The organism is Mesorhizobium sp. M7A.F.Ca.MR.148.00.0.0 (assembly GCF_003997735.1).
In the GTDB taxonomy this organism is placed as follows: domain Bacteria; phylum Pseudomonadota; class Alphaproteobacteria; order Rhizobiales; family Rhizobiaceae; genus Mesorhizobium.
Window position 1 is genome coordinate 1 of the sequence record NZ_RZTB01000062.1, and the last position, 18,225, is coordinate 18,225.

Below are 18,225 nucleotides of genomic sequence, written 5' to 3' on the forward strand. Positions count from 1 at the left end.
TCTACGGCCGCGAGATGTTCGAAACCTGGTACAAGATGATCGCGCTTGTGCAGGGTCCGCTGGATGTCTCCGGCCTGATCACCCACCGCATCGGCATCGACGATTTTCAGATCGGTTTCGATGCGATGAAGAGCGGCAGTTCCGGCAAGGTGGTGATGGACTGGTAGGGATTGCCTTGGCCGCTATTCAGGAAAAGCTGACGACAGCACCTCTGGTCCGCCGGACATTTTCCAACTAGGGGAACATGGCTGGGTGGAGAGCTATGGCTCCGCTACGTGCGCTCGCTAATCATACACGGCGACGTATCGCGGCCCACCCGGTGACGGTCGATGGGGCAATTCGCTTCAGTCGATGACGGAAACCCGGTGAACCGATGCTGAGGCCCCGACGCGATCGTCTATTTCCTATGATCTGCGATTGAGGTCGAGGTGTTGCCGCTTTCAGCGGGTAAGATGCGATAGACGACTTCCGGTACCCTTCCGGTCAGCGAAAAGGAAGGCAACGAGCCGCATTGCCTCAAGCAAAATGTTACCAATAGTGTCCTGTTCCAAAGGGGATGGACAGGTCGTGCCATTCCGGTTCGGGGGAAGGATGGCGCGGCTCAGCATGGCGACACGGTGAAGCGGCGATCGTGGAGCTTTATTGCGGCGTTGACAAGCGGCGCATTCTGGATGAGTTCGAGGCGGTAACCGGCTATTATTCGCAAGCGCGCGATCCGTCTTATGAACCGTCGTGAGCAGAGGCCGTCTGCGGGCAAGAGCCGCAGCCGCTGTTACGGCAGCGATGTCCGCGACGCGCTCATCGTGTTGTGGGAGGATTCGGAGCGGCTGGGTCCGCATCGACGCTCGCGGCGGCCAGCGCCGCCGGGCAGGAATGAGTTCGCAGTTCGCCGCTCGGTGCCAGCCCGCACCTTCGGCGATTGGAAAGATCCGCCGCCCGGCTTTGTTGAGCGCATTCGGGCACGTCTTCGTCAGGGAGCTTCGTGCAGACGATGGTGCTGACCGGATTGCCGCCGGCTGGACCGATTGCATTCCGCTCCGCACGCGCGACAGCGGCAATGTGATCATGGCGATCAAGCAGGCCCGCTCCCGGTTTCGCTGACCCTGTGCTGCTGTTTGCCGGCATCCGCCCGCACAGGAAGAGCTTGTAAAAGCGGTCAGTGCGGAAATCGAGGAGCCGTTGGTCGTCGATCTTCAGCCTGAACGCGGTCGTTTGCTGGTGCCGCAAATCGGCTGTTGCATGTACATCCCTGTCAGACGTCAGTTTTCCTCGCCTATTTTGGTGTCGAGCGCGAAGTGCTCCAACCAATTGCAAGGCTTTTTGGAAATGAGAGCGGCTTTGCGCAGGGCGCTCCGTTGTTAAGCATTCAAGCTACCAAGCCAATGACGCGCAGGTTCCACCAGGCTCGCCAGCCTTGAAGGACAGCGAAAAAAGCAGAGCACGACAGACACAACAGTGCATCAGGACGCCGCAGTCGTTGAAGATGGTGCGCTGCATCCATCCCGTGGATGCATTCGATCCAAATAATCGATTTGTTCAATCAGTTTCTCGAAAGCTAACCCTACCCTCTGTGGGAATCGGGCTCTGAGCCGCGACGCTGCCTTGCGAGCGCAGGGGCTGCACGTAGGAGAGATGATGCAACGAGAAATCGCACGCGGGTTGCTGGCCTCGTGGGTTCGCCGACCGGCGTATTTGAGCCCGTCAGTTGGTCCTCACCCGCGCCTATTGCCACCGAGCGACTTGCATGTCCCTCCGACTCGGACCAGTTCCGAGAGCTGCGACGAGTTGCGCGCCGTGTGCTCCGATCAGATGGCCGCCGGTGACGCGTTCGATGGGCCGTCCCTCTTCGAGAGGAGATGAAATGCGAACGCTGCTCGTGGATCATCATGCGGATCTTGCGCGCGCCATGCGACTTGCGCTCGGGGATGGCGGCTTCGTCGTTGATGTCGTTGGTACTCTGGAACTGGCTTCGAGTGCATTTTCTTGCGCCAGCTATGAAATTCTCCTGCTGGAATTGGCTCTGCCAGATGGCGATGGCTTGGGTTGGCTGAGGCAGTTGAGGACCCACGGGCATTCAGTTCCTGCCGTCATTATGAGCAGCCTTAACGATCTCGATAAGCGAATTGCGATCTTCAACGGAGGTGCGGACGACTTTCTGCTCAAACCCATCTCTACCGATGAGCTTATTGCCAGAATGAGAGCCATTCTGCGCCGGGCGACACAGATGACCGACCTGAGGCTCGTATTTGGCAATCTCGACTTTGATCCGGTCGCCCGCCAGGTTTTCGTTGATGGGCACCCAATGATGATCGCACGTCGCGAACTCTGTATTCTAGAGCACCTGCTTAACCGGGCAGGCCGCATCGTGCCCCGTGCGCAATTGGAAGATCACCTCTATTCATTCAACGACGACGTGTCTGCCAACGCGCTTGAAGTCGGAATTTATCGTTTACGGGGACATCTGACCAGATCAGGTGCAACGCCACGGATCAAGACCATCCGAGGCATTGGTTACATCCTAGAATTGACTGACGCCTCGTCCGCATAGTTTGTCGAATCGAAAGAAGATCTATTTTGCTGATCCTTCAACATCCTTGCCCTGCGCCCAATTGGCGGGCGATCGCCAACAAGGTTACAAGACCTGCAGTGCCCCGTTACCTGGGCCATCTCCTCTGCGCGCTTATTGTGACTTTCCCACTTGGTGTCGCGGCGCAAAACAAGCCGGACAAAGGCCCGCCGCATGCGGCTTCGAATAGCATCAACGCCACGCTGACCCTTTCCTCTTCGCTCGGGGAGACCGTTCATCTGCCCGCGCCAGCCACGACCATCTTTGTTGCTGACCCCACGATCGCGGATTTTCAGGCGCCATCGAGCAAAACAATCTTCGTCTTTGGCAAGAAATCGGGGCGGACCAGCCTATTCGCCTTGGATGGCAATGGCGAGCCTCTCGCCGAATTGCGTATCGTTGTCACGCAACCGATCGGGGATTTACGCGCCATGTTGCGGGAGCAGGTCGGCGACTATCCCATCCGCGTCAACTATACGCCGCGCGGCGCAATCCTTAGCGGGACGGCGCCCGACGCAGAGGTCGCCGACACCGCAAAAAGAGTCACTGAGCAATATCTGGGCGACGGAGCGCAAGTCGTCAACAACATCAAGGTCGCTGGATCCCTGCAAGTTAACCTCAGCGTGCGCGTAGCCGAAGTCTCACGCAGCGCCATGAAGTCACTCGGCGTCAACTTGTCCGCCTTCGGTCAAATCGGCAATTTCAAAGTGGGCGTTCTAAGCGGAAGCGCTGCAAGCGCTGGGTCTGGTTCAACCCAGGGTGGCGGTACAGCAGAAATCGGATTCGACAACGGTGCCGTCAACGTCAGCGCGGTTCTCGACGCGCTCGCCAAGGAGCATATAGCTTCCGTCCTGGCTGAGCCGAACCTCACCGCTATGTCGGGTGAAAAGGCCAGCTTTCTCGCGGGCGGCGAATTTCCCATTCCTGTCCTGCAGGAAAACAGGCAGGTATCGGTTGAATTCCGTCACTTCGGCGTCAGTCTGGAATTTGTGCCGACAGTTCTCAGCAACAATCAAATCAACATTCACGTAACGCCCGAAGTCAGTGAACTGTCGACGCAAGGTGCCGTGCAAATCAACGGAATTTCCGTGCCGGCAGTTTCCACGCGCCGAGCCGATACGGTCGTCGAACTCGCCAGCGGCCAGAGCTTCGCAATCGGCGGTCTAATCAGGCGGAACGTCAACAATGATGTCAGGGCCTTTCCCTGGCTCGGAGAACTGCCGATCCTGGGACCGCTTTTTCGCTCGACCTCGTTTCAAAAAGAGGAGTCAGAACTGGTCATTCTAGTTACGCCTTACATTGTAAGACCAGGCTCCAACCCAAACCAGATGAGCGCACCGACCGAGCGGGCGGCACCGGCTTTGAACGGAGGGGGCGCTCCGACGAATTCCGTGACAAGTCCCCCGCGAGACCGCGCTGCTATCCGTGCGGGCGCGCCAAGCGCCCAGGGCGGTCTCGGCTTCATCATCGAATAGTGTCATCCAAAGATGTTGCGTTTTATAATCCTCTTTGTCGCTCTGGCACCAAGCGTAAGTGGCTGCACAAGCACTACGCCAGTTGATGTCGAACCATCGGCACCAATGCTTGTCCGAGAGGAGACCACCGTCCTGAGGTTGCAAAGCCTGCGCGCTTCCGAACGGCAGCGTTTGCGTGTTTTCCTAGACAAGGCCAGTCGCGGCCGGTTCGATGCCATCCACCTCCTCATCAGCGGTTCGCCCCAGCTCAGCACAGGGGTAGCCCATCAGGCCAGGCAGTTGGCAATCGAAGAAGACAACATTCAATTGCGCGATCAACACGACGCCGGCTCAGTGCGAATTGAGGCGATTGTCTATCACGCCCGTCCGCCGGTCTGTCCCTCATATGGTGCCTTACCCAATGAAGAATCCTTCAAACAGCCGCTTGGTTGTTCGACAGGACATAACCTGGCCGTGATGGTCAACGATCCGCGCGATCTGCTCGACAATCAGGCCGTCAAGGCCGGCGATGGCGATCGTGCTTCTGTACCAGTTGCAACTTACAGAGCATTCGGGACGGATAAAGGTGGCTGATACCGCCCTTATCTCGGCAGCACTCCTACCGGAGATTGAAAGCTTCCAATCGCGTCCTGATTAAAATAAAAGGAACCGCTGGATGCAATATAGGCGCTATATCGAGGGCCTTAGGGCCGTTGCTGTACTTCCGGTCGTACTCTTTCATTTCGGAATTTCGGCGATCCCGGGTGGCTTTAGCGGGGTCGATATCTTCTTCGTCATCTCCGGCTACCTAACCAGCGGAAGCCTCCTGGATGACCTTGAACGCGGCCAATTTTCCATCGTCAACTTCTACTGGCGCCGTGCCCGGCGCATTCTGCCGGCGCTCGTCTTTGTGATGCTTCTCACCTGCATTGCGGCATTGTTCATTCTTCTGCCACCGGATCTGCGCGGATTCAGTCTTAGCATCATAGCTACCTCGACCTTCTGGTCGAACGTTTTCTTCTGGAAAACGTCAAGTTACTTCTCTATCGATGCCGCGCTTCTACCACTGTTGCACACTTGGCCGCTTTCCGTAGCGGAGCAGTACTACATCTTCGCACCAATCCTGATGTTCCTAATCTATCGCTACATCGGGAAGCGCTGGCTGACGACACTTCTTCCGATAATTCTCTGCAGCTTCGTAGTGGCGGTGATGGCGACATCGCTGGCACCCACCGCCGGATTCTATCTGCTGCCGACCCGAATCTGGGAACTCATGTTGGGCGCCCTGCTCATGCTCAAATGCCCCTCGCCGCTGGGCAACCGATTCCTGATGGAGTCGGTGGGGGTGGCCGGATTTGGCCTTCTCGCCATCGGGTTCTTCGCGATTTCGGCGAGTGATCCGTTCCCAGGCTACAACGCCTTGTATCCATGCATCGGAACGGCCCTTCTGATCTATGTTGGCCAAAATACCCCCTCGACGGTCGCCACCCGCATGCTCGAAGTCCGGCCGCTGGTCTGGATTGGGCTCATCTCGTATTCGTTGTATCTTGTTCACTGGCCTCTCAATGCGTTCGCGCACTATCTTTCGTTCCAAAAACTCGATCCGTTGATGACCGGTGCGATGTTGGTGGCAAGCCTCGCATTGGCTGCATTCTCCTGGAAGTTTGTAGAGCAGCCGTTTCGACAGAAGAGGGCCTTCACCTCCCCGGGGCCTATCTTCGCCTTTTCAGCGCTCGCGATCGTTGTCCTTTGTGCCGGCGGAGCGGCGGGGGCGCTCGGCAACGGCTTTCCGCAACGGTTTCCGGACTATGTCCAGCGGCGCATTTCCGTCGGGGACTGGAGGAATGGCATCTGTTTCAACGAGGGCACCAGCCGGATCGAAAGCTGGAATATGGAGGATTGCACGCGCACCAGCGGTTTTCCAACAACGGTTTTTTTGTGGGGCGACTCCTTCGCCGCGCACTATGTTTCCGGCTTGGGTGCTAACATAAATCGATTGCAGGCGAACATCGTTGAATATACGTACGCCAGCTGCGCGCCGATACTCTATTACTACCCTTACGATCGTCTTGATTGTGTCCGGTTCAATCGCAAGGCCTTGGACGTCATCTTGGAAGCGGACATCAAGACGGTTATCCTAAGCGGTAGATGGAGTGACTATGAGGTCAGAGGTTTCGACGGTCTTCAGCAAACAATCGCTACGATTCGTGCCCTGGGCGTGCGCGTGTTTGTCATCGGCCAGTCTCCGCAGTTCCCAACTGACGTCCGGAAAATTGCGTTCTTCGCCAAGCGCCAAAATCTGGACGATACGTCCTGGCCGATCGCGATGGACCCCGACATCAACGAACGTGTGCGCTCATTTACCAAAGGCGCCACATTCATCGATCCGCTGAAATTCCTGTGCAGCGCAGGACGCTGCGCCTATTCCGATAGAGGAGAGTTTTTATATTTCGACTATGGTCATTTCTCTTCAGCCGGCGCCACACTGGCAATCTCGAAATACTGGCCGGCTTTTGGCAAGGACAATGCTCTTCCCAAGACGAAGTAGCGGCTCAGCGGCTGACAAGCACCAGTACGGGTCCCAGTGATAGCTCCTGCTTCCGCAGCAGCCGCGACGATGGAGCTGTTCAGGTTTAAGGCCCCCCGATAGTGACCTGGGATGGGTGCTGCCACGCGGCTCGGACTCAGCGTGCATTATCACGTAAATGTTGAGAGAATGAATGGCGCCGCGAAGGGCAATTCCAGCCGTCCAAAGCGACAGGCGTGTCGCGGCCTCGACATTGCAGTGGCGCTTACCTAACACGGCCTCACACTGCCCTCTAAACGGCCCCGAATTTGAACTGACGGCCCCTGGCCGGTTCATCGGGCAGGTCAAGGGCTAGGCTGTAGTACACAGGGCTCATCCCTTTCAGTTTCAAGTTGGTACGATGGGCCGTGGACGGTTGATGCAGACTTCAAGATGGCGAACGAAGCTCTCCATGCGTGCGTTGTCGAGGCAAGTGCCTTTGCCATGCTCGCGACTGGAGAGATTTCAAAATGAGCCTTGTAAGCGGAGAATGCCGCCGACGCTGTTCGGCTTGCTCGTGCCCTTGACGGCGGTAGGCTCGGCAGGGCCGAGGCCAGAGTTGCCGTAGTGGTCGTAATCGACCTCGGCTGTGACCGTGAAGCCGGGAACGACCATGTAGGCGACGTTTGCAGCCACACCAGAATCCTTGAGCTGATCACCCGAGACCTGAAGGTTGAACGAAGTTTTCTCGTCAAACTCGTAAGTGGCGCCCGCCCAGAAAGCCCACTGGCCGTTCCAGATTTTGTACGAGCCGCGCCCATGATTGGCAATTGCGCCGTTTGAGTCCTCGTTGAGACTGGCATTGGAACCGTAGCCGAAGAGTCCAAACAGCGACAGCTGGTTTGTGACAGCGACGTCGACGCGGATCTTGCCGGCAAAAGCTTCGTAATTGCTGTCATAAGCCGCGACGCCGGTGATCGAGCCCCAGCCTTGCGTGTATTTCAAGCCGGCGACAACGTGCGGAATATAGCTGTCGATAGTACCGGCTGAGCCCGATCCTTGTTCGAGCGAAATCACAGTCGAAATGCCCTTGCCGGCGTCGAAGTGGTACTGAGCCACGTTGGTGTCGAAGCCGGCCGACGGAACGAGCATACTATCGAGAACGTTGCCAGCGTAGCTTACAAACGTATCGAAGGCCGACCCCTCCTTGCCAACTCGCAGGCCTCCCAGCTCGACCCAGGCAGAAGCCAGTGCGAGGCCGCTGTTGAAATCATAGTTCTGAGGACTGTCATGCGAGTTAGCGCTGTTGCCAAAATTCACGTGGGTTTCGGTATAGGTCGTCAACGCGCCGAGCTCGGTCTGCTGGCCGGTCCAAGTTTTGAACGTGAAGCGTGTGCTGTTTCGCCAAGTGCCTTGGTCCTCGCCAGTTCTCACGTCCGAGGTTCTTGCGCTGTCATACGATCGGACGTCACCCAGGCCGATATCGTAACGGACATAGCCGCCGATGCGCAGGCAGGTCTCGGTGTTGGGAATATAGGAATATCCCGAGCCGAGGACGTCGCAGATCTTGATGTACTCGGCCGGTTCCCGCTCGGCGCCAGCTGCTCGACCGACGGAAACGGTCATCAGAGCAGTTAAGCCCAGAAGAGGACTCTTGATGTACATGTCTAGATCTCCATGAAGGAATAAAAAGGATAGAGGCGAAAGAGCAAGCTTTTCCTCTAAATTTTGTGCGTGTTGTCTCCAATATGTGGACGCCAAAGCGCTTGACACGAGAGGTGAGCCAGCGTAAAAGCCACATGTACTTATAATAGTGTTTTTTGCTAGGAGATTCATTATCGTTTACATGTGAAACACTCCGGTCGGACCGCTGCAGCTCTCCGAAATAGAGCAGCAAGCGACATGCCAACCTGAAGCGTAAATGCGGCCGACACCAAAATCGGGCCGACGCGCCTTCGTCTCGCTGGAATCACTTTTTTTGAGGGTCACTGCGAAAAGCAATGTGCGACACGGTTCGCCATGTTCGATATGTGACAGTCTCGTTTAACAGCGACGGCTTCCCGTCTGACCGCAACGCAGGCCGCGCCATGCGCTACCGAGAAGGATCACTGCGCGTACGCTCCGCAAGGGCTGCGCCAGGAACAGAGGGCGTGCACGTCCGAGGCGTCGCATGGTGGCCGCAGCACCTTTTCGCCGCTGTAAGTTCGCCGTGCAGGTACATTGCGCGGCCGGAAGCGAGAGGGAGCGCACCCTGAAACGGCTGCCTACGGCTCGCCTCGAGTAATTGGCGATGAACAGCATTCTCGAGAACTTAGTCTCGACGGAAAGAGCAACGAAAGGAAGCCGCTTGGACGAGCACGATCCGAAGGAAGAACCGATCGAGACCATTTTCCGCAACGGCACAATCACTGCCGTGGGTATCCTGCTTGCCTTTTCGCTCGGCTTCCTCACTCATTGGGCCGCGAACCCCTTGCCATGGCAACTCTACGATCTGTTCGCTGTAGTGCCGATCCTGCTCGGCATCGCACTGCAGATGAGAGCGCTGTCCATGCTGCTCGACATGAGTTCCTTGCGGCGCCCCATCTACGAACGCGCCAATCGCATTTTCATGGTCGGCCTCATCCAGACCGCGTGTGGCGTCGGCATGGCCATCTTGGTCGATCTTTTCGGGATATCGGTAGGGGGCACGCTGCCCGGCGCTTGACGACAAGCCACACCGCCGCTCTTCGCTCGAAGCGACGTCAAGCCGGGGAACCTTGTGCACCCCCTAGCGGCGTCCTCCTTTCATCAAATGAGCCGACGTCAGCTTTAGAGCGTCTCGGTGGCTAAAGCCGGTATGGTTTTTCGGCCGGCAGGGAAGGCCGCTGGCTGGACCTGGATGGCGTCTGAACGAGGCTTGACAGGTCCGTTGCGTCGGACATGAATTTCGCATTGCAAAGTTCTTCCGCAGACGCCTCAAGCACACTGCACTGGCGTCACGTACTCAGACGTTGAATGCGGCACCGCACCATCACCTCAGGCGCAACCATGGCACGCGCGCTCCCCGGCGTGGTTGACCCCATCCTGTCCAAACGAGACTGCGACATAAGCGGGACGCACTGACTTAGGTCAGAGACCAGGACGAGCGCGCAACGAAAGAATGATGGATCAGCGACGTGGGATGACAGCTCCTTGCACACCTCAATCCTGACAAAGTACCGGGACCCCCGGCCGCCTTGGTATACCATCTATCCGACTGTGCCAGACTTCTCTGCGGCAGTTGGTGCTGACGATTATGAGGAATGGCTGGGGGGCCTCCCGGCCGACGAATCGGTGTCGCTCTATTTCCACTTTCCGTTTTGCCGATCCATGTGCTGGTATTGCGGCTTCCCTACCGCGGTCATCCGTCGCAACGGCCCGATCCTTAATTATTTAGCGGTGCTGCGTCAGGAGATCAGTTTGGTGTCGGAGCAAGTGCGGCAAGGGCTGCCGGTGAGCGATGTGCATTTCGGCGCGGAACGCCTCACCTTATCGGGCCAGCCGAGCACTTGGCGCTGATGGAATTTCTACGCCGCCACTTCGCTTTCAGCAAAACTGCTGCGATCGCCGTGGAGATCGATCCCCGAACGTTCACACCGGAAATGGCCGAAGCCCTGGCAGCTAACGGTGTCAACCGCGCGAGCATCGGCGTGCAGAGCTTTGATCCCGATGTGCAAAGGCGATCAATCGGATCCAGAGTAAGGTGCAGACGGCCGCTGCAGTCGAAAATCTCCGCCGGCATGGCGTTGGCCATATCAACTCCGACCTCATCTTCGGTCTATCGAAACAGACTGTGCAGTCCTGCATCCAGACCGCGATGGCTGCGGTCGCCATGCGCCCCAACCGGCTTGCGGTGTTCGGATACGCGCATATTCCTTCCGTGATAAAGAATCAGCGCCTAATCGAGCAGGCAGGTCTACCGGACGGTGATCTTCGCGCCGAACAGGCTGCAGCTGTCGCCGAGACACTGGTTGGCGCTGGCTACCGGGAGATCGGGCTCGATCATTTCGCTCCGCCGGACGACGAACTTGCGCTAGCGCAGAAGACCGGGCGCCTACGGCGTAATTCGCTGGGATACTCGGCCGATACTTGCAAAACCGTGATCGGCTTCGGCGCGTCGGCTATTGGCCGAGTCCGCGAGGGGTATGTTCAGAACGAAGTAACACGGGATTCTTACGCTCGGCACATCGCAAGTGGACGTCTGGCGACATCAAAGGGCCACCGTCTGACCGACGATGACCGGGTGCGCGCAGCGATCATCGAGCGACTGATGTGCGATTTGGAGGCCGACGTGCCGACCATCTGTGCCGCCCACGAAATCGAACCAGCTCGTTTTCTCGATTCAGTTGAGAGTTTGGTGACGCTGGCTGAGGAGGGGATCCTGGACGTCGAAAACGGCTTCATCCGCGTGCGGCCGGAGCACCGCTTTGTTGTTCGCGCCGTTGCTGCTGCATTCGATGCTTTTCTCGCGAATCGATGAGTTGAGGCCACGACGCCGAAAGGCATCAGACCTTGTTTGGCGCTCGTCGGCATGGGCTCTCGCAGAAGACTCCGCAAGCGTATGCAGGGGACTTCCACTTGACGCCGCGTTCACCATCATCTCGCCTGGGTGCGCGCGAAAGCGCACAACCCGGAGCACGCTGCTCTCGGTGTGAGGCTGTGCTCTGCAAAGCACCGGTGATCCACCCTGTCCCTGGACAGCAGCTTGATGGCGTCATCTTGGAGGACGAGAAAAGATTGTCGAGGTACGGGTACGAATTGCCTCGGTCGTCCGTTCAATCGAAAGCACTGTCTGCGGAGGCACCTCTCCTTCATGCAGTGACAGGAGATGCTGGGCGACTTCCTTATCTGCTGCGGTGAGTCGATGATTTAGGCGGAGAAAGTCCATCCAGGTGGGGGTGCGGAATGTCTCCGTCCAAAGTGACGGTGTTTGCAGATTTCGCTGGAGCGTCCAGTTTCGTGCACCGGCACGGCTCTGGACGTGTCGCCGCGTGCGCATGGAGCCCAGAAAGGCCTCGATATTTTCCTCCGATATCAAATACTCGACCTTGGCCACGATAGGGCCACTTCTGGGTTTCAGATCGAGAGCCACGTCCGGCGGATGAAAAACTGAACTTTCTTGGTCGGTTTCTTCCCAGGGACGGACCGGCAACACGATCCCCGCTGCTGCAACCAGCAACAGAGCGCCTGCGGCGCCCTCCAATGCTGAGGTCAAGGAATAGTTTTGCGCGACAGAACCCCAGATCCAGCTGCCAGCAGCCATACCGCCTGCGCTCAAGGCGTAGTAAATGGAGAGCGTGCGGCCTACAACCCACCTTGGGCTTGCCAACTGCACCGACACGTCAATGCCCGTCCAGGTGATAAGCCAACCCGCTCCGCCGAGCGCCAGCGAAATGGCCGCCACAGGAACCGACGATGTAAGGGCAAGGGAGAGGCAACAGACTGCACAAGCCACAGAGGCGAAGGCCACCAGCCTGTTTTGAGACGTGACCTTCCTCAAGAAGCCGTTGCCCATGCCCGCGATGAAAGCACCCATGCCGAAGCCGGCCAATAAGATACCGTAGACAATTGGCCCACTCTTCAACTGATCCCGGACCACGAGGGGGAGCAACGCCAGAATGGAGATGCTTGCCAATCCGAAAAGAGCGGCTCGGGCGGTCGCTGCCCTGATCTCCAAAGACATCGCCGTAAAGCGCACTCCGTCATGAATTGCCGTCGTCATTCTCTCACGAGGGAGAGGCGAAGAGCGGACCTCCCATTTGGTGCGCCATATCGCGCTTATGGGCGCCAGATCACTCACCGCAGCCAAGGCGAAAGCGGCCAGCGGCCCAAAGACGGCCAGGATCACGCCCCCCAAGGCCGGACCAACGCTGCGCACAATGTTGTATCCGACGGACATAAGCGTCACTGCGGCCGGAATGTCGCGTTTGTGAAGGATATCGCCGACCGAAGCGTGCCAAGCCGGATCATTCAAGGCAAAGCCGCAGCCGGCCAGGAAACCTAACCCGAGAATCAGCCAAGGACTGACAAATCCCAGACCCACAGAAATCATCAGCGTCGTCGACGCCGATGCTATCAGGCAGTGTCCCGCAAACATCACCCACCGGCGGCTGAAGTTGTCGGCAATGGCTCCGGCGAAAACTGAGAGGAAGAACACCGGCAATGTGGATGCGGCCTGGACGAGTGCCACCATGAGGTCGGACGCTGAAATCGTTGCCATAAGCCAACTGATGGCGACCGTTTGCACTAGCCAACCGAGGCTCGAAATCTGGGTGGCCGCCCAAATTGAGCGAAACACCTTGTTTCGAAATGGGGCGAGCGTCTTTGAAACGGGCGGTTGAGGATTTTCGCTCTGCATGAGGTATTGCTGGCCTTCGATGAGCGCTGCGATTTGAGCAAGCGGGTCGATACTTAGACATCGCGGAGCACCGCACGGAACCCAGCTCTATGGAGCTTGCCGGCGACTATTTACGTATTGAGCCATTCTCATAGTCTCATTCATGAGCAGTCCTGTGCGCAAGCATTGCTTTGCTAAATTCCCACCACAAGCGCGCCGCCGCTGAGACCCGCACCCGCTGCCGCCAAGAGGACTTTCTCGCCAGGCCGAAACGGCTGCGCCCGATGGGCCAGCGACAATGAGAGCGGGATCGTCGCGGCGGAAGAGTTGCCATATTCGGCGATCGTCTTGACGATCGAGTGATCAGCGATGCCGAGGTTCCTGCCGACCGCGTCGAAAATGCGCGCATTGGCCTGATGCGGCACGAAACGATTGAGGTCTTGCGGCCTCAGTCGGGCAGCAGTGAGCGCATCTCTCGAGCAGGCGGTCATCATCTCCACGGCCTTGCTGAATACTTCACGGCCGTCAGTGATCGTCATCCGTGTCTGCGCGAGGTCGAGGTCGGCATGGAACGGAGTGTTGCTTCCCCCGGCGGGAATCTGGATTAGCCCGTAGCGCGAGCCGTCGGAATCCACCGAAGCGCCGAGAATGCCTCGATCCGGGTCATCGCAAGGACTGATCACCATGGCGCCGGCGGCATCGGCAAACAGCACGGCGCTGGCGCGCTCGGCCAAATTGATGCGGTGGCTGAGGATGTTGGCGGCGATGACAAGGCTCGCTTTGCCGTGCAGGCGGGTGAACCCGTCGGCGAACATCAGCGCATAGATGAAGCCGGCGCAGGCGCCGGTCAGGTCGATCGCTCCGGCGCGGCCTAGCCCCAGCCGATGTGCGACCAGCGGCGCGCTTGGCGGCAGAAGGTGATCGGGCGTCGACGTGGCGAGCAAGAGTAGACCGACGTCGCCGCGGTCGATACCGGCATTGGTCAGCGCCATGTCGCCGGCAGAGGCGGCAAGGCCCGACAGCGTGTCTTCGTCTGTTGCCCAGAAGCGCGAGCGAATTCCGGTGCGCCGCTCGATCCAGCCGGGCTCAAGCCCGAGCCGGTCTTCGATTTCCGGGTTCTCGACCTTGCGCGCCGGCGCATGATGGCCGAAGCCGAGAACGCGCGACGATAGGTTCATGGCCGCGAGCCGAAGCGTTCGCCGGCCTCCTCTATCGCGTCATAGAGCCCGTCCAATTCGTCGCTGGTGATGCAATAGGGCGGCAGAAGATAGAGGACATTGCCGAGCGGGCGCACCAACAGGCCGCGCTCAAGGAAAAAAGCGCGCAGTTTTGGCCCGATCTCGGCCAGATAACCGGCTGAGCCGGTGCGTAGGTCGAGTGCCGCGATGGTGCCGGTTGTCCGGCAGTCGGTGAAATATGGATTGTCCCGGAAGCGTTGCAGCCCCGCGGCCTGCCTCGCGCTCAAGACCGCGATCCGCTCGGCCACCGGCTCGTCACGCCAGATCTCGACATTGGCAAGTGCTGCCGCGCAGGCGATCGGATTGGCGGTGTAGGAGCTCGAATGGAAAAACGTCTTCTTGCGATCCTCCGAAAAGTGAGCGTGGAAGATGGCATCGGTGGCGATCGTGGCGGCCAGCGGGATGGTACCACCGGTCAGACCTTTCGACGTGCACAAGATGTCCGGCGAGACGGACGCCTGTTCGCAGGCAAACATGGTTCCGGTGCGCCCCCAGCCGGTCATCACTTCATCGGCGATCAGCAGCGTGCCGGAGGCTTCGGCGATCCTCTTCAATTCGGCAAGAACCCAGGCCGGATACATCAGCATGCCGCCGGCGCCAAGCACCAGCGGCTCGACGATCAGCGCGGCTGCGCGCCGGTCGCTGCTAACGGCCTCGAACCGATCCAGCGTTTCCTGCTCGCGCCCGGCGGCCGGGAAGGGGATGGCGTCGACCTCGAACAGCAAAGGATCATAGGCGGCGTTGAAGACGCCGCGGGCGCCGACGCTCATCGCCCCGATCGTGTCGCCATGATAGCTGTGCTCCATGACGGCGATGCGCGAACGCGGCGCGCCGATGTTGCGGAAATAGCCGAGCGCCATCTTCAGCGCGACTTCGACTGAGGTCGAGCCACTGTCGGAATAGAACACCCGGTCGAGGCCGGCGGGTGCGATGCCGACAAGCGCCTCGGCCAGCCGTTCGGCCGGCTCGTGGGTGAAGCCCGCGAAGATGATCTGGTCGAGGCTCGACGCGGTCGTCTCGATGGCCTTCATGATGCGGGGGTGGCGATGGCCATGGGTGACGACCCACCAGGAAGAAATCGCATCGAGGATGCGGAAGCCGTCGGCCTTGTGGAGATAGGCGCCTTCAGTCAGCACGATTTCAGGGACCGAGGGCTCTAGCGCGTGCTGCGTGAACGGATGCCAGACTCGAGACTCCGCCATCAGTCGCCTCCGGCAATCATGGCCAGGTCGAAGCCGGAAATCATTGCATCTCTCAACGTTTCACCCGTCAGCGGACCGAGGTGCGGCAGCCTACCCAGCTGCGGCACGCCGCCGAATTCCACGATTGTCCTTTGTGTATCGGCCACCTCTTCGCCAATGAAGGCAATGCCGATGAGCGGGATGGAGCGGGCTCTCAGGGCCTCGATCGACAACAGCGTATGATTGATGGTGCCAAGCGCGGTGCGGGCGCACAGTATGACCGGCAGCCGCCATTGTTCAAATATGTCAATGAACCTTGTCTGTCGATTGAGCGGCACCATCAGCCCGCCGGCGCCTTCGATGACGAGCGGTGTCGGCAGGACCGGAAATGAAAGATCGTCGGCCTCGATCGCGACGCCGTCGATTTCGGCTGATCGATGCGGCGACAGCGGCATCGTCAGTCGATAGACTTCGGGCAGCACGCGTCCGTCGGGCAAGCCGGAAAGCCGGGCGACGACCTCGCTGTCGGTCTCCTCGTTGAGGCCCGATTGCACCGGCTTCCAGTAGAAGCCGTCGAGCAGCCCGGCAAGTCCGGCCGAAAACACTGTCTTGCCAATTCCAGTGTCTGTTCCGGTGACGACGATGCGTTTGGTCATGCTGTGGCCAACACTCCGACGAGAGCCTCGACCATGGCGGAAATGTCGGCTTCGTCGACGTTGAGAGTCAGCGAAATGCGCAGGCGCGACGTACCCTCAGGCACTGTCGGCGGGCGAATGCCGCGTATGTCGAAGCCGCGTGCCTGCAGTCCTGCCGCCACCGCCATGGTGCGGCTGTTATCGCCGATCACAAGCGGCTGGATCTGCGAACCGCTGGGCATCACGCCGCAGCGTTCGGCCAATTGCCGGCTCGCGAAAGCGACACGCTCGTGCAACTGAGCACGACGCATAGGCTCGTCAGACAGAATAGTCAGCGCCTCACGTGCCGCGACTGCCATCAGCGGCGATGGTGCGGTCGCATAGATGAATGGCCGGCACCGGTTGATAAGATAGTCGCACAGTGTTCGCGGTCCGGTAACGAGCGCGCCGGATGCGCCAAGCGCCTTGCCGCATGTGTGGAGCGTGACGATGTTGTCGCGGCCTTCATACGCGGCGGCCAGTCCCCGGCCGTCCGGTCCCCAGACGCCGGTGGCATGCGCTTCATCGACGACGATGAATGCCTGGTACCGATCAGCCAGCGCGACCAGGCTCTCCACCGGCGCACGGTCGCCATCCATGCTGTAAAGGCTTTCTAAGGCGATCCACACCCGCCCCATGCCGCCTTCGGCGCGCCAGCGGGTGATTGCGTCCTCGACAGCGTCGACGTCGTTGTGCGCGGCCAGCTTGAACTCAGCGCGCCCGACCTGGGCACCCTCATGCATGCTGGCATGAGCGAGCTCGTCGAGGACCAGCAGGTCGCCTTTCTGCGGCAGGGCCGTCAGCAGAGCGAAGTTGGCGATATAGCCGCTGCCGAAGAACAGTGCACGCTCGGCTCCGAAAAATGCCGCTGCGTCCGCCTCCAGTTGCTCATGTTCCGGTGCATTGCCGCGCAACAGCCGCGATCCGGTGGCGCCCACTGGCGTGCCCCGCGCAATCGCCGTCGAAACCGCATCGCCCAGTCTTTTGGAGGCGGCAAGTCCGATATAGTCGTTCGACGAGAAGTCGAGCCCGGCGCGCGGTGCGAGCGTCCGCAACCGGTCCTTGCGCCCCAGTCCCCGCAAGGTTGCGTCATAGCGGGCAAGAATTGCCTCCTTCATTGCGTGGCGAGTTCCATAGGCTCAATGCCGAGGCGCCGGAACAGAAGGGTATCCTTGTCCTCGCCGGGATTTCCCGCCGTCAGCAGCGTGTCGCCGACAAAGATCGAATTGGCCCCGGCAAAGAAGCACAGCGCCTGCGTTTCGTCGCTCATCGCCGTCCTGCCGGCGGACAGCCTTACATAGGATTTCGGCATCATCACCCGCGCGAGCGCAACGATGCGGACGAAATCGATCGGATCGATGGCGTCGGCCGCGGCAAGCGGCGTGCCTTCGATGGGAATAAGCATGTTGATCGGCACGCTTTCCGGCGGCTCAGGCAGGTTCGCGAGCGTGACCAGCATGTCGATGCGATCGGTCTTTTCTTCTCCCATCCCGACAATGCCGCCGCAGCAGACTTTCATCCCAACCGCGCGCACGTGCCCAAGCGTTTCCAGCCGGTCGGCAAAAGTCCTGGTTGAAATAACCTCGCCATAGTAGCGCTCAGAGGTATCGATGTTGTGGTTATAGTAGTCGAGACCGGCCTGCTTCAGGCGAGCAGCTTGCTCAAGATCGAGCATGCCGAGCGTCATGCAGGTCTCCATGCCGAGGGCCTTGACGTCCTCAATCATGGCGACCACAACGTCCATGTCGCGCTCCTTGGGACTTCGCCACGCCGCGCCCATGCAATAGCGCGTTGCGCCGCCATCACGCGCCTTGGCCGCTTCGTCGATGACATGCTTGACGTCCACCAGCTTCGACGCCTTCACACCGGTTTCGTAATGCGCAGACTGGCTGCAATAGCCGCAATCTTCGGGGCCCCCGCCGGTCTTGATGCTAAGGAGCCGCGACAGCTGCACTCGGTTTCGATCGAAGTTCTGGCGGTGGATCGTCTGAGCCAGGAACAGCAGATCGTTGAATGGCATGCCGTAGATGGCCTCGGCCTCTTTGCGGTTCCATCGCGGAGGCGTTCCATCGACCGATTGCATGGTCTGGTTCACGTCGAACTCCGAGTTCATTCCAATCGTCATCGTCAAACCTTTGTTTGCTAGTCCGGTACGCCTTCTTGGCTTTGGGGCGCACTCGCTAAAGGCGAGCTGCGGCACGTCTTTCCAGCACCTCCTACGCCTGCCGAGCTGATGTTGCTCCTCACGCCG

Annotated in this window: 12 protein-coding genes and 3 pseudogenes; 8 read left to right on the forward strand and 7 right to left on the reverse strand. The window is 59.3% G+C overall.

The features are described 5' to 3' along the window. The 6 genes and pseudogenes from tdh to EOB49_RS21080 all read left to right on the forward strand — a co-directional run. A pseudogene (tdh, locus tag EOB49_RS21055) lies at positions 1-167 on the forward strand (L-threonine 3-dehydrogenase); the annotation flags it as partial. Positions 168-881: 714 nt separating this feature from the next. After that, positions 882-1,050 (forward strand): annotated as a pseudogene (locus EOB49_RS37770) (transposase); the annotation flags it as partial. Positions 1,051-1,861: 811 nt separating this feature from the next. Next, entirely contained in the window at positions 1,862-2,548 is a 687-nt protein-coding gene (locus EOB49_RS21065) for a response regulator transcription factor (RefSeq protein ID WP_024505585.1), read from the forward strand. 71 nt (positions 2,549-2,619) lie between these two features. Continuing rightward, the gene (locus EOB49_RS21070) at positions 2,620-4,041 is read left to right on the forward strand and encodes a type II and III secretion system protein family protein (protein WP_245463569.1); all 1,422 of its coding nucleotides are present in this window, start codon (positions 2,620-2,622) and stop codon (positions 4,039-4,041) included. Between the two features lie 12 nt (positions 4,042-4,053). After that, positions 4,054-4,614, forward strand: coding sequence for a CpaD family pilus assembly lipoprotein (locus tag EOB49_RS21075; RefSeq protein ID WP_127319504.1), 561 nt, complete (start codon positions 4,054-4,056; stop codon positions 4,612-4,614). Positions 4,615-4,696: 82 nt separating this feature from the next. Next, positions 4,697-6,568 (forward strand): acyltransferase family protein, encoded by a 1,872-nt coding sequence (locus EOB49_RS21080; protein WP_127319502.1) that lies wholly within the window; start codon positions 4,697-4,699, stop codon positions 6,566-6,568. A 483-nt stretch (positions 6,569-7,051) separates the two neighbouring features. Here EOB49_RS21080 and EOB49_RS21085 read toward each other — a convergent pair whose 3' ends face one another. Then, positions 7,052-8,191 carry a porin gene (locus EOB49_RS21085; protein WP_127319500.1) on the reverse strand — a complete coding sequence of 380 codons (1,140 nt, stop codon included), beginning with the start codon at positions 8,189-8,191 and terminating at the stop codon, positions 7,052-7,054. 682 nt (positions 8,192-8,873) lie between these two features. Here EOB49_RS21085 and EOB49_RS21090 point away from each other — a divergent pair. Together EOB49_RS21090 and hemN are read left to right on the forward strand one after the other, a co-directional pair. Continuing rightward, on the forward strand, positions 8,874-9,230 hold the full coding sequence (locus EOB49_RS21090; RefSeq protein ID WP_024505577.1) for a hypothetical protein: 357 nt from the start codon (positions 8,874-8,876) through the stop codon (positions 9,228-9,230). 467 nt (positions 9,231-9,697) lie between these two features. Beyond that, positions 9,698-11,024, forward strand: a pseudogene (gene hemN / locus EOB49_RS21095) (oxygen-independent coproporphyrinogen III oxidase). Positions 11,025-11,258: 234 nt separating this feature from the next. Here the strand turns inward: hemN and EOB49_RS21100 are convergent. The 6 genes from EOB49_RS21100 to bioB form a co-directional block, all read right to left on the reverse strand. Then, complete coding sequence (locus EOB49_RS21100; RefSeq protein ID WP_024505576.1) at positions 11,259-12,902, reverse strand: MFS transporter; 1,644 nt, start codon at positions 12,900-12,902, stop codon at positions 11,259-11,261. Between the two features lie 173 nt (positions 12,903-13,075). Then, positions 13,076-14,059: a beta-ketoacyl-ACP synthase III gene (locus tag EOB49_RS21105; RefSeq protein ID WP_024505575.1), complete on the reverse strand. Its 984-nt coding sequence runs from the start codon at positions 14,057-14,059 to the stop codon at positions 13,076-13,078. Continuing rightward, complete coding sequence (locus tag EOB49_RS21110) at positions 14,056-15,321, reverse strand: adenosylmethionine--8-amino-7-oxononanoate transaminase (protein ID WP_127248564.1); 1,266 nt, start codon at positions 15,319-15,321, stop codon at positions 14,056-14,058. Before EOB49_RS21110 ends, EOB49_RS21105 begins: the two co-directional genes overlap by 4 nt. Beyond that, positions 15,321-15,956: a dethiobiotin synthase gene (bioD, locus tag EOB49_RS21115; RefSeq protein ID WP_063169254.1), complete on the reverse strand. Its 636-nt coding sequence runs from the start codon at positions 15,954-15,956 to the stop codon at positions 15,321-15,323. Before bioD ends, EOB49_RS21110 begins: the two co-directional genes overlap by 1 nt. Next, positions 15,953-17,092, reverse strand: a complete 1,140-nt coding sequence (locus EOB49_RS21120) for an 8-amino-7-oxononanoate synthase (RefSeq protein ID WP_127319498.1) — start codon at positions 17,090-17,092, stop codon at positions 15,953-15,955. Before EOB49_RS21120 ends, bioD begins: the two co-directional genes overlap by 4 nt. Beyond that, entirely contained in the window at positions 17,089-18,057 is a 969-nt protein-coding gene (bioB, locus tag EOB49_RS21125) for a biotin synthase BioB (protein ID WP_245472771.1), read from the reverse strand. Before bioB ends, EOB49_RS21120 begins: the two co-directional genes overlap by 4 nt. Positions 18,058-18,225 lie beyond the last annotated feature (168 nt).